At 62.1% G+C, this 14277-nt stretch carries 16 protein-coding genes and 1 tRNA gene; 6 read left to right on the forward strand and 11 right to left on the reverse strand.

Translation table 11 applies throughout. From position 1 onward, the window contains the following. The first annotated feature begins 85 nt into the window (after positions 1-85). Positions 86-1990: a PAS domain S-box protein gene (locus tag ACS3WB_RS14635; protein WP_438276223.1), complete on the forward strand. Its 1905-nt coding sequence runs from the start codon at positions 86-88 to the stop codon at positions 1988-1990. A 113-nt stretch (positions 1991-2103) separates the two neighbouring features. Here the strand turns inward: ACS3WB_RS14635 and ACS3WB_RS14640 are convergent, their stop codons facing one another. The 4 genes from ACS3WB_RS14640 to ACS3WB_RS14655 form a co-directional block, all read right to left on the reverse strand. Further along, complete coding sequence (locus tag ACS3WB_RS14640) at positions 2104-2310, reverse strand: hypothetical protein (RefSeq protein WP_438276224.1); 207 nt, start codon at positions 2308-2310, stop codon at positions 2104-2106. Positions 2311-2651: 341 nt separating this feature from the next. Beyond that, a complete protein-coding gene (locus tag ACS3WB_RS14645) occupies positions 2652-2837 on the reverse strand; it encodes a hypothetical protein (RefSeq protein ID WP_438276225.1) in 186 nt (61 codons plus the stop codon). A 148-nt stretch (positions 2838-2985) separates the two neighbouring features. Continuing rightward, positions 2986-4524, reverse strand: a complete 1539-nt coding sequence (locus ACS3WB_RS14650; protein WP_438276240.1) for an adenylate/guanylate cyclase domain-containing protein — start codon at positions 4522-4524, stop codon at positions 2986-2988. Between the two features lie 148 nt (positions 4525-4672). After that, a complete protein-coding gene (locus ACS3WB_RS14655; RefSeq protein ID WP_438276226.1) occupies positions 4673-6433 on the reverse strand; it encodes a chloride channel protein in 1761 nt (586 codons plus the stop codon). Between the two features lie 444 nt (positions 6434-6877). On the opposite strand from ACS3WB_RS14655, the gene ACS3WB_RS14660 reads away from it, so the two are divergent. After that, positions 6878-7435 carry an HNH endonuclease gene (locus tag ACS3WB_RS14660; protein WP_438276227.1) on the forward strand — a complete coding sequence of 186 codons (558 nt, stop codon included), beginning with the start codon at positions 6878-6880 and terminating at the stop codon, positions 7433-7435. Between the two features lie 149 nt (positions 7436-7584). Beyond that, the gene (locus ACS3WB_RS14665; RefSeq protein WP_438276228.1) at positions 7585-8556 is read left to right on the forward strand and encodes a S1C family serine protease; all 972 of its coding nucleotides are present in this window, start codon (positions 7585-7587) and stop codon (positions 8554-8556) included. A gap of 37 nt (positions 8557-8593) precedes the next feature. Here ACS3WB_RS14665 and ACS3WB_RS14670 read toward each other — a convergent pair whose 3' ends face one another. Beyond that, on the reverse strand, positions 8594-9046 hold the full coding sequence (locus tag ACS3WB_RS14670; protein ID WP_438276229.1) for an RrF2 family transcriptional regulator: 453 nt from the start codon (positions 9044-9046) through the stop codon (positions 8594-8596). A 307-nt stretch (positions 9047-9353) separates the two neighbouring features. Between ACS3WB_RS14670 and ACS3WB_RS14675 the strand changes: the two genes are divergently transcribed. Continuing rightward, the gene (locus tag ACS3WB_RS14675; RefSeq protein ID WP_438276230.1) at positions 9354-9755 is read left to right on the forward strand and encodes a group III truncated hemoglobin; all 402 of its coding nucleotides are present in this window, start codon (positions 9354-9356) and stop codon (positions 9753-9755) included. Between the two features lie 7 nt (positions 9756-9762). Here the strand turns inward: ACS3WB_RS14675 and ACS3WB_RS14680 are convergent, their stop codons facing one another. Beyond that, a complete protein-coding gene (locus tag ACS3WB_RS14680; protein ID WP_438276231.1) occupies positions 9763-10434 on the reverse strand; it encodes a DsbA family protein in 672 nt (223 codons plus the stop codon). A gap of 7 nt (positions 10435-10441) precedes the next feature. After that, the gene (locus tag ACS3WB_RS14685) at positions 10442-10918 is read right to left on the reverse strand and encodes a hypothetical protein (RefSeq protein ID WP_438276232.1); all 477 of its coding nucleotides are present in this window, start codon (positions 10916-10918) and stop codon (positions 10442-10444) included. Between the two features lie 248 nt (positions 10919-11166). Between ACS3WB_RS14685 and ACS3WB_RS14690 the strand changes: the two genes are divergently transcribed. Next, a complete protein-coding gene (locus tag ACS3WB_RS14690; protein WP_438276233.1) occupies positions 11167-11421 on the forward strand; it encodes a PsiF family protein in 255 nt (84 codons plus the stop codon). A 217-nt stretch (positions 11422-11638) separates the two neighbouring features. Here the strand turns inward: ACS3WB_RS14690 and ACS3WB_RS14695 are convergent, their stop codons facing one another. Next, positions 11639-12181 (reverse strand): disulfide bond formation protein B, encoded by a 543-nt coding sequence (locus ACS3WB_RS14695; RefSeq protein ID WP_438276234.1) that lies wholly within the window; start codon positions 12179-12181, stop codon positions 11639-11641. 310 nt (positions 12182-12491) lie between these two features. Between ACS3WB_RS14695 and ACS3WB_RS14700 the strand changes: the two genes are divergently transcribed. Continuing rightward, positions 12492-12576 (forward strand) — tRNA-Leu (locus ACS3WB_RS14700). A 191-nt stretch (positions 12577-12767) separates the two neighbouring features. On the opposite strand, the gene ACS3WB_RS14705 is transcribed toward ACS3WB_RS14700, so the two are convergent. From ACS3WB_RS14705 to ACS3WB_RS14715, 3 genes are all read right to left on the reverse strand, one after another. Next, entirely contained in the window at positions 12768-13436 is a 669-nt protein-coding gene (locus ACS3WB_RS14705) for a hypothetical protein (protein ID WP_438276235.1), read from the reverse strand. A gap of 211 nt (positions 13437-13647) precedes the next feature. Continuing rightward, positions 13648-13890 (reverse strand): hypothetical protein, encoded by a 243-nt coding sequence (locus ACS3WB_RS14710; RefSeq protein ID WP_438276236.1) that lies wholly within the window; start codon positions 13888-13890, stop codon positions 13648-13650. 196 nt (positions 13891-14086) lie between these two features. Next, positions 14087-14277, reverse strand: a 191-nt coding sequence (locus tag ACS3WB_RS14715; RefSeq protein ID WP_438276237.1) for a hypothetical protein, incomplete at its 5' end; no start/stop codon positions are given.

Below are 14277 nucleotides of genomic sequence, written 5' to 3' on the forward strand. Positions count from 1 at the left end.
GACATATCAACGTATGATACCTCCCTGCGGCCGGGAACCTAACGACCGGAAGACGGTTATGTTTCCTGAGGACCCCGGGGTTCAAATGCTAGACACGACAAAAGGCGCCAACAACACAGGACCGTTGTTGGAAAGCGAGCGCGGGTTCCGACTTCTGGTAGAAGGCGTAATCGACTACGCGATCTACATGCTCGATCCCGGCGGGACTATTGCCAACTGGAACGCGGGGGCCGAGCGCATCACGGGCTACAAGGTCGAAGAGGCCGTCGGCCGGCATTTCAGCAAGCTCTATACCCCCGAGGAGCGGGATGCCGGCGTTCCAGCGAAAGCGCTCGAAACGGCGAGAAAAACAGGCAAGTTCGACACCGAAGGCTGGCTGGTCCGGAAGGACGGCACAAAGTTTCTGGCATCGGTCGTCATCGACGCCATTTACCAACATGGCGACCTCATCGGTTTTGCGAAAATCACCCGCGACATCACGCAGCGCAACAAGGCCGAGAGCGCGCTGGCCGAAAGCGAAAATCAGTTTCGCCTTCTCGTCGGCGGCGTAAGCGACTACGCGTTATTCATGCTCAACCCGGAAGGCATCGTCACCAACTGGAACATCGGCGGCGAACGCATCAAGGGTTATCGCCCCGATGAAATCATCGGTCAGCATTTCTCGCGATTCTATACTGAAGCGGACCGTGCGGCCGGACGGCCTGCCCGCGCGCTACGCATTGCCAGCACCACAGGCCACTACGACGAGGAAGGCTGGCGGGTCCGCAAGGACGGATCTTTCTTCTGGGCGAGCGTCGTCATCGATGCAATTCGCGACGATACCGGACGCCTTATCGGCTTCGCCAAGATCACGCGCGACATCACCGAACGGCGCGAGGCGCAGCAGACGCTGGAGCGCGTGCAGCGGCAACTCGCGGAATCGCAGAAGATGGATGCGCTCGGCCAACTCACCGGCGGCGTCGCACACGACTTCAACAATCTCCTGATGATCGTGAGCGGAAACATCCAGACGCTGAAAACGCGCGTGGAAGGCGACCCGAAGGCGCAACGCGCCGTTCAGGCCATCGAGACGGCAATGCAGCGTGGAGCCGCTCTGACGCGGCAGCTTTTGACGTTCTCCCGCCGCCAAAGCCTCAACCCTTTGCCGACCGATATTCCTGCCCGCATCCGTTCGATCGCCGACGTTCTCAGGAGCGGCCTCGGCAGCACGATTGCCCTGGACGTGGACATGCCCGGCGAGGTGTGGCCGGTTACGGTCGATACGACCGAATTCGAAACAGCTCTGCTCAACCTCGTTATCAACGCGCGCGATGCCATGGCCGAGGGTGGGCGGGTCATCGTCAAGGCGCAAAACGTGTGCGACCCCGAAACAGGCCACGCCGTTGCGATTTCGGTCGAGGATACCGGCCAGGGCATTCCCAACGACATTCTGGCGAAAGTGTTCGATCCGTTCTTCACAACCAAGCCCGTGGGCAAGGGCACCGGCCTCGGGCTGTCGCAAGTCCACGGCTTCGCTCATCAGGCGGGTGGCCGCATCGACATCGAAAGCGAACTCGGCCGCGGCACCGTGGTGACGATCTATCTTCCGCGCGCTCGGACCTTGAGCGTCGAGAACCGCTGCCACGGCCGGCTCGATGACGCCAGCGACACCATCCTCCTCGTCGAAGACAATCCGGATGTTGCAACTGCGAGTGCCGGCTTGCTCGAAGAGCTCGGTTATCGCGTTCGCATCACCAGCAATGCCGAGACCGCGCTGAAGGAGATCGAGAGCGAGGGCATCGACCTGGTTTTCAGCGATATCGTGATGCCCGGGAAGATGGACGGCCTCGGCCTTGCCAAGGCTCTTCGCGCCAGGCGTCCTGATCTGCCCATATTGCTGACAACAGGCTACAGCGAGGCGCTCGCTTGCGGTCAAAACGAATTCCCGATCCTCCGGAAACCTTACGCCATTCACGAACTCAGCCAGGCGCTCGCCAAGCTTTGCCAGTGAGGCCAAGATAATTCGCGCGAGCAAGGATATCGCAGGAAAAACCCGCCGGACGAGCCGGCGGATTCTTGTAAAACAGCACGGCTTCGCACCCGGAGCCGGCAGCTTATGTTTGATCAGGTATGACCGCCCGAGCTTCCGGCCCACCAGGAAACACCGGCCGGACCGACCCAGATGCCGGCGTTGCCGACCTGGACGCTGAAACCCTTCTCGAATGTGTAGATGCTCACCGGCCCGATATGGGCTTCGGCACCACCCGATACGAGATCGAGTTCATTTGCCGACAGGACGTGGATCGCGCTGCCGGTTTCGTGTTCGCTCATGATAGTTCTCCTCGCGGTTGACGCGGCGTCTGGCTCATCCATCGCCGCCGCGACCAGTTTTGCCCGATGAGACGTGAAGCGCCGTGATACGGCTCACACAGTGCGGAGGCGGACATGATCGATGCTCCGTTGCGCGCGTCGCGGATAAATGCCGGCCAAAACAAGAAGGGCCGGCGCCGGAGCGTCAGCCCTTCGGATGTGGGGTTCGCCTGGAGCCTCGTTCACTTCCGATGGAACTGGAAGCGGGCTCTATGAGTTGGGTTTGAGGCGTTTCTTCGCGAACCGATATCCCATCCTCAGGGTCAAGCCCGAGGACATGCTTCGCTCGAAAACGCTCCAGCTCAGCCGATTGTGTGCTTTGCGAACACGTCCTTGAAGGTCCACGGCGGAGCCGGGGGCTGGGCCGGGCCCATGGTCGGAAGACGGATGCAGCCGCCGTCATTATAGATGCCGCCGGAAACCTGCTCCAGCTCCACGTCGTTCAGCGCGCGCAGGTCGTTGCCTTCGAAATCGGAAATCCGGGTCATGTCTGTTCTCCTCATCTGTCGGCCCGCGAACCGGGTTGGCTCGCATGCGCCATGAGGGGACTTTCCCAGAAGTCGCTTCCCGCATCTGTGATCTGGATCACGAAGGATCAACCCGCTGCCCAGGGTCACATTTGAACCAAGGGCCACGTCACGTCGCCGCGCGCGGCAGGCGCTGATCGAGCGCGGCGAGGGCGCCGCTGAGCACCGATCGCACGCGATCCGTATCCCGCGCATCGACCATGGCCGGATCGAGGAAGATGTCCAGCCCCGCCATGCGTTCGATCACGACGCCATCCTTCGCGGCGGATGCATCGAGCACCCGCGCGACCGAATAAGGCACCACGTCCCGGCTGATGCCCTTCATCGTGATCGGCGGCAGCGGATTGGCCTCGACGACGTCGCGCACCAGCGCAAAGGTCTCGAAGCTCAGCACGATGCCGCCGGGTTCGGCGACCGATTGCAGCCGCGCGGCGAGATTGGCCTCGGCCCCGATGATCGTATAGTCCATGCGGTCGGTGCTGCCGAAATTGCCCACGTTGCAGTAGCCGGAATTGATGCCGATACGGGCGCGGAAGGGTTGCTCGATGCCGGCGGCGCGCCATTTCGCATTCAGTTCAACCAGACGGCGCTGCATGTCCCAGGCCATGTGGACACAGGCCTGCGCGTCGGCCCTTTCGCCTTTCGTTTCGGGATCGCCGAAGAAGATCAGCATGGCGTCGCCGATAAACTTGTCGATGGTGCCGCCGTATTGCTGCGCGATCGCCGACATCTCCGTGAAATATTCGTTCAGGAGCTGGGTGATCTGTTCGGGCTGCAGCCGTTCCGTGGTGGCGGTGAAATTCTGAATGTCCGAGAAGAATATCGTCAGCTTCTTGCGCTCGGTGTGGATCGAGACGTCGCGCTGCCCGCTGAAGATACTCTTGTAGATCTGCGGCGAGATGTAGCGTGAAATCTTCATGGAGAGACTGGCGAGGAACTCGTTGGCCGATTCCAGTTCGCGATTCATGCCCGAGATCTGACGGGCCTGACGGCGCTGCACCGCCAGAAACGATAGGCCGCTGATCGCGGCCAGCGCGAAATAGGCCAGCAGGAACTTGAACGAGAACAGGTTGGCGGCGATCGGCTGGACGATCTCGACCTCCTGAATGCCGCGAACGTCGCCGACCTTCCAGTTCCGTTTCTGACTTTCGGGATGGGAGTTGTGACAGCTCACGCAGGCGGCTCCCATCATGATCGGTACGACCAGACGGACGTCGTCGCTGAACAGCGATCGGCTGGTCTGAACAATTTTCTGATTGGGATTGGCGCGAAGAGACCGCAGGGCCTGCTTCTCGAAGGCGTCGAGCGGATGCGGCGCACGGTTCTTGAACGGATAGTCCGAGACGAAGCGATAGGTGATGTTCTGCTGCTGCTCGCTGATCACCTTGCCGAGTTCGAGCGACAGCGTCGCGGGGATCGGGATCGCCCCGGGAATATCCTCATAATTGTGGACGACCTCGGTCGCCGTCCCGTGCGCCGCCAGCACGCGTCCGACGACGTTGCTGCCATAATAGGCCCGCACGCTCGAGATGACCGAATTGAGGTCGGCGGCCTGCCGGCGCAGCCCGGTCTCACCGAGATTGCTGAGATCCAGCCACACCGCCAGCGGCAGCGCCGCCAGCAACAACAGGATGAGACATCCCATCATCAGCCAACGAAAGCGGAGATTTTCGGGTTTGCGGCTCGCGATCTCGTCGTCGGTCATCAGGCGGCTCTCGAGCATGAACCGGCGCACAACGTGGCGGCCGATCAGAATGACGCCTTATATCGTAGCCGCTCATCCGCCGGTACTGGCCTCAGATGTCACCCACAACCTCGCGGCGGCGGCGCTCGGATTCCTCGGCATAGCGGCGCATGGCGTGCGCTTCGGTGAGGATCCCAATCGGCCGCTTGTCGTCGTCGATCTCGACCACCGCGAGCGTTTCAGCTTCCGCTGCGTCGAACACGGCGATCGCCTGCTGGATGTTCATCGCGGGGTGCAGAACCACATCCTTGTAATGCAGGATGCTCTCGATATGAGTGATTTCGCCGGCTTCCGGAGTATGCGCCTCGGCGACCGGCGCCAGCCCGGCATAACGGCCTTCCGCGTCCACCGCGATCACCTGGGTTCTCGAGCCGAGGGGAAATTTCTCGCGGAATTCCTCGATCGGCATGCTCGAAGCGACGGTCACGGTCTCGTGCCGCATCATGCTCTTTACAGTGAGATCACGGATCCATCCGACGTCGGCAGCGCTCCGTATCGTTTCGCCGCGCAGATGCATGCGCCATGTCGCAAACGAATAGCCGAACAATTCCCGGGTGATCAGCGTCGAGATGATGACCGCGATCAGAACAGCCGAGGTCAACCAGAGATTTCCGGTGGATTCCAGGGCGATGAACGACATCGTCAATGGGCCGCCGATCACCGACGCCGAGAGCGCGCTCATTCCGATCACCGCGTAAATGTCCGGATCGAGATTGAGACCTGGCCACGCCACATCGAATCCGGCGGCGAACAGTCGGCCGCCCAGCGCGCCGAGAAACAGCGTCGCAAAGAACAGTCCCCCGCGAAAGCCGCTGCCGAGCGAAATAATCGATGCCAGAGATTTCAAGACGAACACGATCGCGGCCATCTTCAGCGGCATGATCACGATGCCGGAATAGAACAGCGCGCCGTGCCCGGATGACATCACCTGGGGCGTCACCAGCGCCAGCAATCCGACGCAGAGCCCGCCGATCGCCAGCCGCGCCGGCGGTCCGATCCCGAGGCCGGTCAGCGCCGCCTCGCACAATGCGACGCCGCGCATGATGCCGATGCCGATCAGCGCCGCGAACATGCCGATCAGCGCGGCGATGGCCAGATCGTGGCTGAAGATCACGCCGAAAGGCCCGACACTGACGCCGAGCGACAGCGGCAGGAAGTTGTGGGCGACGAGATAGCCGATGACGGCCGCGACTCCGACCGGGGTCAGACTGGCAGGCGTGTAGCCGCCGATCACCAATTCGAACGCATAGAACGCGCCGGCCAGCGGCGCGCCGAACGCCCCCGCGATCGCCGCCGCCGCGCCGCAGCCAACCATGATGCGCTGGTCGGCGCGGCGCAGATGGAAGCCGCGCCCGATCGAGGCGCCGAGGCCACTCGCAAGCTGAGTATAGCCGGCCTCAAGGCCGACCGATGCGCCGACGCCGCTCGACCAGATCGTCTGCAAAGCAACGATGATGCTGCCGCGAAACGACATCCGTCCGCCATGCAGCGCGTTGGCCTCGATCGGGTCGACCTCGCGCGCCGGCCGCCAGCGCAGCAGCAGCATGAAGGCGCCGCCAAGCAGCAATCCCCCGATGCCCGGCACCAGCACGGCGCGCAGCGGATCGATTGTCTCCTGGCTGGACAGATGCTCTCCGGCCGGAATGGCGAACAGCCATTCATGCATCTTGAGAACGGCAGCACCCATTCCGGCAACCACCAGTCCGCCAATGGTTCCAATCACTGCTGCAAGCAGGATAAGGCTCGTTTCATGCGCGCGCACGAAGGCGCGGAGCCGCTGCGGCGCTTCAATGAAACGGAAATCAACAACCATTCGTCAGGTCCGGACGAGGTCAGTCGGAGACGGTCAGCTTGAGGCGGTTTAGAGCCTTTTCGCGCCCGATGGAATCAGAAGCGAAAAGGCTCTATTTTGTTTAAAGGGTTTTCTTGACACGAGCCGGTATCATCCTCCGGTCAAGCCCGAGGACATGCGTCGCTCCGAAAACAGCGGGGCCTCGTTGTGACGGCGAATGGTCTGACCAGCCTGCAAGGTCGCCCGGTCGCCCGCCGAAAAGCGTGATTGTGCCCTTCACAATTGTATCACGCTACTTGTAGTATGCCGGCGCAAGCCGCCTCAAAGCGCGGCGTGCCAGGGGAGTTCGGGCGCAGGTCGTAGAAGACGCCGGTTTTGCGATCAGAGTCGCGCGCAAGTCATAATTGGATGCATTCGGCGGCAAACCGGCGGTCACTTTGCCGGAAAATGCTCTGGAGGCGCTGCTTGAACGCGCATGTCTCGCAAGGCGGCTGGCCGGTGCTGGTCCTGAACGCGGACTTCCGGCCGCTGAGTTACTATCCGCTGTCTCTCTGGTCGTGGCAGGACGCGATCAAGGCGGTGTTCCTCGACCGCGTCAACATCGTCGAACATTACGACCGCGCGGTGCGCAGCCCTTCGTTCGAAATTCAGCTTCCGAGCGTGGTGTCGCTGAAATCCTTCGTCAAGCCGTCGACCCATCCCGCCTTCACCCGCTTCAACGTGTTCCTGCGCGACAGGTTCATGTGCCAGTACTGCACGGCCAGCGAGGATCTCACCTTCGACCATATCATCCCGCGCAGCAAAGGCGGCCAGACCACCTGGGAGAACGTCGTCGCCGCCTGCTCGCCATGCAATCTGCGCAAGGGAAATCTGACGCCGCAGCAGGTGGGCATGTTCCCCCGTCAGACGCCGTTCGCGCCCACCGTGCATCAGTTGCATCGTAACGGCAGGCTGTTTCCGCCGAACTATCTGCACGATAGCTGGCTGGACTATCTCTATTGGGACACCGAGCTCGATCCATAGAACCTGTGCTGCGAACGAGGAGGTCGGCGCGCCATGTGGCGCCGGATTCCCGCCCCTTTCATCGCGAACGTTTGAGGTCTAGGATCGTCACGCCGTGACGTCTGTCCAGCACAGACCGCCGCCGTATTCGTCTCGAACGGAGAACGCGCATGGCCTCGTTGACCGAATGGAAGGTGCCGCCCTCCGCGCAGCCGCGTCAGGACGACTATGAATTCGATCTGGACCGCGCATTGTCCGCAGTGGTCGGACTGCATTCGATCATTCCGGCCGACGCCTTCACCGCACATACCCTCGGCGAGGAGCGCGCGGGCAATGGCGTCGTCATCGACGACGGCCTCGTTCTGACCATCGGATACCTCATCACCGAGGCGGACAGCGTGTGGCTTCATCTCGCCGACGGCCGCGTCGTGCAGGCCGACGTGGTCGGCATCGACCGCGAGAGCGGCTTCGGTCTTTTGCAAGCACTCGGCCGGCTTGATCTCGAACCGCTGCCGCTCGGTTCATCCGCCGCGGCCAAAGTGAACGACAGGGTCGTGGTGGGCGGTGTCGGCGGCCGGAGCCGCTCGCTCGCCGGCCGCATCGCCGCCAAGCAGGAATTCGCCGGCTACTGGGAATACCTGATCGACGACGCCATCTTCACACACCCGGCCCATCCCAACTGGGGCGGGGCCGGCGTGATCTCGGCCGCGGGTCAACTGATTGGCATGGGCTCGCTGCAACTCGAACGCGAGAACGGCGGCCAGACGGAACATCTCAACATGAACGTGCCGATCGATCTGCTGAAGCCCGCGCTCGACGACCTGCGGAAATTCGGGCGGGTCAACAAGCCGGCCCGCCCCTGGCTCGGCATCTACGCTACCGAGATCGAAGACAGGGTTGTCGCGGTCGGAATTGCGCCGAAGGGACCGGCGGCCCGCGCGGAACTGCGCACCGGTGACGTGATCCTCGCGGTGAACGGAGAGAAGGTGTCCGATCCGGCGCAGTTCTACCGGAAACTATGGGCGCTCGGTCCCGCGGGCGTCGACGTGCCGCTGACGCTCTATCGCGAGGGAGACATCTTCGACGTGGTGGTGGCGTCGATCGACCGCGACCGGATGCTGAAGAAGCCGCGTTTCCAATAAAACGTCGCGACGAAACCCAATCGCACCGAGCGAGCCCTTATTGGGGTGGCGCGCCCGGCGAAATGCCGAGCAGACCCGCAAGACGCGCGCGGGGCGCCACGAGGTCGGCGAGCGTATATCCTTCAAGCACCTCCATGAACGCATCCTGCGCCCGTTGCAGCGCGCGCTTGAGCACGCAACTCGGGTTGATCGTGCAAGACGCGTTAATCGGCTTCAGGCACGCCACGATCGCCATGTCAGGCTCGGTGGTGCGAATGACCTCGGCAAGGCTGATCGCCTCCATTGGCCTGGCGAGGCGCACCCCGCCGCCCCGGCCGCGCACCGTCTCGATGTATCCGGCAACGCCTAGCTGATGGACCACCTTCATCAGATGAGCCTCGGAAATATCGTAGCTTTCGGCAATCGCGGCGATGGTCGATAGGCCGTCGGATTTCAGCGCGAGGTACATCAGCACCCGCAATGCGTAGTCCGAATAGGTGGTGAGGCGCATGCATGTCTCCCGCAGGCAGTCACGTAAAAGCTATATTTTAAATATTGCTTTTAGGCAATCGCGGATGTATAGCGGTGCCATCCTTTTAAACGGAGGGCTCCATGAGCTCAGGTCACGCCACGATCAGCGATAGCATCGCGAAACCTTTTCTGCTGCCGGGAACCATTGTCTGCAACGTCCTCGGAATTCACGGAAACAACCCGGGGGATTATTCCAATCTGGTCCGGATGTTGGTCAATTCGTTGATCTGGACTGTGGCCGGGGTCATCGTTATGGCTTTTCTCGCATGAACAGCGCGCCGCAAAGAATGGATCACGTGTCGGAGGACGGCATCGTCCGGCTGGTCGACACCTTCTATACGAAGGTACGCGCCGATCCGGAGCTGGGACCGATCTTCGAAAACAAGATCAGGGACAACTGGCCCCATCATCTGGAAAAGATGTACGCGTTCTGGTCGTCGGTAATGCTGACCACCGGCCGCTACAAGGGCAATCCCATGATGAAGCACATGGTAATACCCGGCCTGAGGCCGGAGCTGTTCGCCCAGTGGCTCTCGCTGTTCGACGAGACCTGCCGCGAACTATGCGAGGAACCGATCCGCGCCGCTTTCATGGAAAAGGCCGAGCGCATCGCCGAGAGCCTGAAAATAGCGGTATTCTATCGGCCGGATCGGCCGTGGCCGCCGCAGCCGTCTGCCGGACTGAGCTGACGCCACGTCACTCTTTGTCGCGACGGGCCGCCTTGCGCGCGTCCGCGATGGCCTGATCGAACTGGGCCATGGTCAATGCGCCGGGAACGCGGAATTTTCCGATGATGAACGCCGGCGTCCCGTTGAATCCGAAAGCCGTCGCCTGAGCATTGTTGCGCTTCAGGATGGCATCGATCGTGGCGGCATTGGCGGCCATGTCCTTCAGCGCGCGATCGACGTCGATCCTTGCACCACTCAGCAACTCGCGAATGCGCGGCTCCGTCAACCGTGAACTGGTGCCCATCAGCGCCTCGTGCGCGGCGGCGAACTTGCCCTGGTATTTCGACGCCAGCGCCAGACGCGACGCATAGACCGAGACGGGCCCGAGGATCGGCCAGTCCTTGAAGATCATCCGGACTTTGCCGTCGTCGTAAACCACCTGCGCAAGCTCCGGAGCGAGCTTGCGGCAATACGGACAATTGTAATCGAAAAACTCGACGATGGTGACGTCGCCGTGCGCATTGCCCGCCGGTGGAATCTCCGGATCGCGCAATACGGCGGCTTCGGTCAGAATTTCATCGGACACATCGGCAAGCGCCGGCGCGCGCGCCACACCGGCCATTGCCGCCCCGAGGCCGAGGGCGCCGAGCATCCGGCGCCTGCTCAAAGGAATGCTGATCCCGCCTCGCGACTCGAGCATTTCTATCTCAGGCGCCCTTCAGCCGCTTGTTGCATTCGCTGTAGTAGCCGCCGCCTTTCATGATCCACTTCAATCCGCCGTTGGCATTGTTGGTCTTGTTGGTTCTGTATTGATCGAGGCAGGTGTGTTCACGCGCCTTGCCAGCAGACTCGTTGGCATACTTCGGCGACACCGCCGACGGGAAGACCGCGTTGCCGGCCGGCGCGGCTGGCGCCGCCGCAGTCTTCGGGGCGGGTGCAGACCTGGTCGCAGGTGCCGCCGCCGGAGCCGCAGCAGGCGTTGTGGCAGTTTCGGCTGTGGCTCCTGCTCCGCACTCGGCCTTGCGGAAGTCGTTCCACTTCTGGCCGTTGAGCGTGCCGGCGGATTTCGCGGCCTGATATTTAGCGCTGCATTCCTGCGCGGTCAGCGCACTCGCGGGCAACGCCGAGAGCGCAAGCAGGCCGGACGCGGTCAGCGCGCCGAGCAACTTCAAATGACTTGTCATGATCTGTCCTCCCGGGACATCAAGGTGGGACCGATATCCTAGCGCATGATCCGCCGAAGTGTGAGCGGTTTGGCGAAAAGATCATGCGTATTCCCAATATTCGGACGCGGCCGGCAATCGTTCCAACGGTGCGCCTCAATCCGCGATCAAAAAAATGTGGCTGCATGTTTCGGATCACGCCGGCGTCATTCATTCACCGTTCAGCCGGGTTCCGCGAGGATAGCGTCCTCACCAACCCGAGGACTCCCATGACCATGTCTTCCCGTTTCATCGCGATCGTCGCTGCGTCGCTGCTGCTAGGCGGAACGGCTTTCGCGCAAACAACCGCGCCCGCCACGTCCGCGCCGGGCTCAGCGATGGCCCCTGCCGCCAAGAAAGCCCAAAAGCCCCACACCGCGGCCTCGCTCGAATGCTCGAAGGAAGCCGATGCCAAAGGCTTGCACGGCAAGGAGCGCAAGAAATTCCGCTCTGAATGCAAGGCCAAGGCGGCCAAGCCGAACTGATCACGCGAATCCGGCGGTGTCGGCTGGTCGCTCGACCGCAGACATCGCCGGGGTCTGCCGTTCCGTCAGCGCCGCTGGAGCCATTTCGCTTCCGACGGGATCAGAAGCGACTCCCTGATTTTGTTTGACGCGTTTTCTTGATGCGAACCGGTATGCATCCCCCGGTCAAACTCGAGGACATGGTTCGCTCGGAACGCCGAAAGGCCCGTCCTAAAGATTATCTGACCTTACCTGCCAGCGCTGCGACGCCCCAACTGGCGAGCGCTGCCATCAACAGCGATATCAGTGCGTTGTAGCCGGCGAGCGACAGCCCGAGGAAGCGCCACTGCACTTCGTCGCAGCGCACGATTTTGACCCTGTCGAGGTTGTCGAGCAGGCCCGCATTGCCAAGATCAAGCACTGCTCCGGTACAATCGGTCGGTCCCGGCCAGTAGCCCCATTCGACGCCGGCGTGATAGGCGCCGAGTCCGGCATTGCCAAGCGCGACCAGCGCGAGGACGATCAGCCCCGGCATGATCAGGCAGCGCGGTGCGCCTTTTGCTGCGATAAACGCCACGAACACGCTGAGGGGAATCGCAAGATAGTAGGCATAGCGCTGCTCGAGGCATAGCGGGCACGGCAGGATGTCCAGCACGAGCTGGAAGAACCATGCTCCCGCGATCGTTGCCCCCGCGATAATGGCCACCGCCAGCGACGCAGCGAATGCGGTTTTCTTTCCGCGAGCCGCAGAGGAGGATGTCGCGGCTGCGTCGGGATTCATTGTTGCGGACTCCGGCTGGCTGCTTCGTTTGCTCTGGATCACCTGATTTTTTGGATCCACAATCATGAACGTAATCTATTCCAATATATTCTCGAGCGGGATGCGGGAGAAAACCGCTATACACTTTTGCTCATCCCGCTCAAAACGTCGTAACTTCGCGCCCCTGCTCTGTCGAGCGGATGGTCGTTATACCGCGGTGCTTCGGCCGTCCGCGGTCTGAGCGACGCGCACGCCGGGTTGACCGGAAGTGAACGCCCGCTATAGTCCGCCCGCTTCGCAAGGCGCGCCGTTGAGGGCACGGCTCGCGAATGCCCCTGTGGCGGAACTGGTAGACGCGCTCGACTCAAAATCGAGTTCCGCAAGGAGTGCTGGTTCGATTCCGGCCAGGGGCACCACTCCCGAAGGGCACGACGGATTGCTGATCTCGTTCAAACAAGACCTGTTTTCTCGAGCGAGAAACGCTCTGTTACGTTTCGAGTGAAGCGTGTTCTCGGGCTTGACCCCGAGGATGGATACCGGTTCGCGTCCATAAAACGCGTCAAACAAAATCACGAAGCCTCGCTCTGATTTCATTAGAAACAAGGCTCTAGATCAGCGAAGCCACCGCCTCCAGTCCGATGATGCGAGCGAGCGCGCGCGCCTGGCGCTTTTGCTCCTCGCGCAGCGTCGACAGCAGCGGTTGGGCCGCAGCCTTGATCTGCTCGATATCGGCGGGAGCGAAAGCGGCCTGCCGTCCCGGCGCCGTCCGCCGCTCATGGATTTTTCGGGCCACGTCGCGCAACGCGCTTTCCACGGCCGGCCAGTAGGGCTGTTGCGCTGCCGTCAATTCCAGCCGCTCTTTCAGCGCGGCGATCTGCATGTCGCTGAGCAGCGAATAATTTTTCTGAACAAGCTGGTTGGCAAGCCTGGGCCGCGGACGCGGCAGCGGCGGGCCGTCGATCGGTGCGGCCGGCGGCAAAATCTCGGCATCGACGGGAACGTCCGTCGTGACCTCCTGCGCGGGCGGTTCGGGCAATGCCGAATCCTCGCCGGCATCGCGAGCTGCGGTCTGCGTCTGTGTTGCAACCTGAAGCCGGTCGGTCTTTCGCGCGCGGTTGGCGACCGGTTGGACGTCGGCCGGTTCGGCTTCGACAGGCGGAGGTGGCGCTGCGGAAAACCGGACCATCAGAACGTTGCCGCGTCCGAAGACCCCCGCCAGCGTCACCCCGGTGACGATGCAGCACGCAAGCGCCAGAACCGTCATCGTCCGTGTCAAAAAAGATCTCCGGGTCAGCTGACGAACGGCCGCAGATTGTCCTCACAAATCGATACGAATTAAGGCTTGCCTGCGCAAGACGGGGTTTCACGTCAGGCCCTGAAGGCTTGATCGTATCAGCGAAGCAATTTGGCTGCGTCCTACCATGCCCTAAAACGTTGAGCAGCCGCGTGATCCTTTTCGCCAACGCTCGCGCTTGGCGGATCCGGCGTCAGGCCGCCAGGATGTAGGCGCTCTGAATGTCGGCGACGAGTTCTGATGCTTCCCAGATCGCGTCGGGCGGAATCGCGCTCATGCTGACGGTCCAGTTGGCGCCGCTGCGGGTCTTCGGCGTGCTGACGACGTCGAACCGCACCTCTCGGCACAGCGGATGACTGCCGAAGGCGGCGGCCACGCGGGCCTGCAGTTCGTGGATGGTCGCCGGAGTTTTTTCCGGCGCGATGTCGCGATCCATCGCTTTACGTCCGTTTCGGCCGGAATTTGACGCTCCCGCAGCAAATTCATACCGGCCCGGAGGCGAAGGTGCCTCGGTTATGGTTAATGGACCGTTAACTCGGGAACCGTTTGCTCCACCGATCCGGCGGTGGGGGCCGATGTGGACATTCGGATCCGCCGTTAGCGGCGTTAGCGGCCGGAGCGCCACCAACCTGTCACTTGATCCGTTTGAGTTCCGCCAGCACCTCATCGATGGTCGCGTACTCCGTTTCCACGGCCTGGCGAACCAGCGTGTAACGTTTGGGGCCCTCCGGATCATCGGCATGGCGAACAACCAGCCCGAGTTTGAACGCCAGCGCCCTGGCTTGCCTGAATTTGTCCAGCTCGTCGTTTGTGGTCATCATAT

It is taken from the genome of Nitrobacter sp., assembly GCF_051535215.1.
Taxonomy (GTDB): domain Bacteria; phylum Pseudomonadota; class Alphaproteobacteria; order Rhizobiales; family Xanthobacteraceae; genus Nitrobacter.

Excerpts from the sequence above, each read along its gene's own strand:
- ACS3WB_RS14635 (WP_438276223.1), top strand. The coding sequence starts at position 86 with ATGCTAGACACGACAAAAGGCGCCAACAACACAGGACCGTTGTTGGAA.
- ACS3WB_RS14640 (WP_438276224.1), bottom strand. The coding sequence starts at position 2,310 with ATGAGCGAACACGAAACCGGCAGCGCGATCCACGTCCTGTCGGCAAAT.
- ACS3WB_RS14645 (WP_438276225.1), bottom strand. The coding sequence starts at position 2,837 with ATGACCCGGATTTCCGATTTCGAAGGCAACGACCTGCGCGCGCTGAAC.
- ACS3WB_RS14650 (WP_438276240.1), bottom strand. The coding sequence starts at position 4,524 with ATGATGGGATGTCTCATCCTGTTGTTGCTGGCGGCGCTGCCGCTGGCG.
- ACS3WB_RS14655 (WP_438276226.1), bottom strand. The coding sequence starts at position 6,433 with ATGGTTGTTGATTTCCGTTTCATTGAAGCGCCGCAGCGGCTCCGCGCC.
- ACS3WB_RS14665 (WP_438276228.1), top strand. The coding sequence starts at position 7,585 with ATGGCCTCGTTGACCGAATGGAAGGTGCCGCCCTCCGCGCAGCCGCGT.
- ACS3WB_RS14670 (WP_438276229.1), bottom strand. The coding sequence starts at position 9,046 with ATGCGCCTCACCACCTATTCGGACTACGCATTGCGGGTGCTGATGTAC.
- ACS3WB_RS14675 (WP_438276230.1), top strand. The coding sequence starts at position 9,354 with ATGGATCACGTGTCGGAGGACGGCATCGTCCGGCTGGTCGACACCTTC.
- ACS3WB_RS14680 (WP_438276231.1), bottom strand. The coding sequence starts at position 10,434 with ATGCTCGAGTCGCGAGGCGGGATCAGCATTCCTTTGAGCAGGCGCCGG.
- ACS3WB_RS14685 (WP_438276232.1), bottom strand. The coding sequence starts at position 10,918 with ATGACAAGTCATTTGAAGTTGCTCGGCGCGCTGACCGCGTCCGGCCTG.
- ACS3WB_RS14690 (WP_438276233.1), top strand. The coding sequence starts at position 11,167 with ATGACCATGTCTTCCCGTTTCATCGCGATCGTCGCTGCGTCGCTGCTG.
- ACS3WB_RS14695 (WP_438276234.1), bottom strand. The coding sequence starts at position 12,181 with ATGAATCCCGACGCAGCCGCGACATCCTCCTCTGCGGCTCGCGGAAAG.
- ACS3WB_RS14710 (WP_438276236.1), bottom strand. The coding sequence starts at position 13,890 with ATGGATCGCGACATCGCGCCGGAAAAAACTCCGGCGACCATCCACGAA.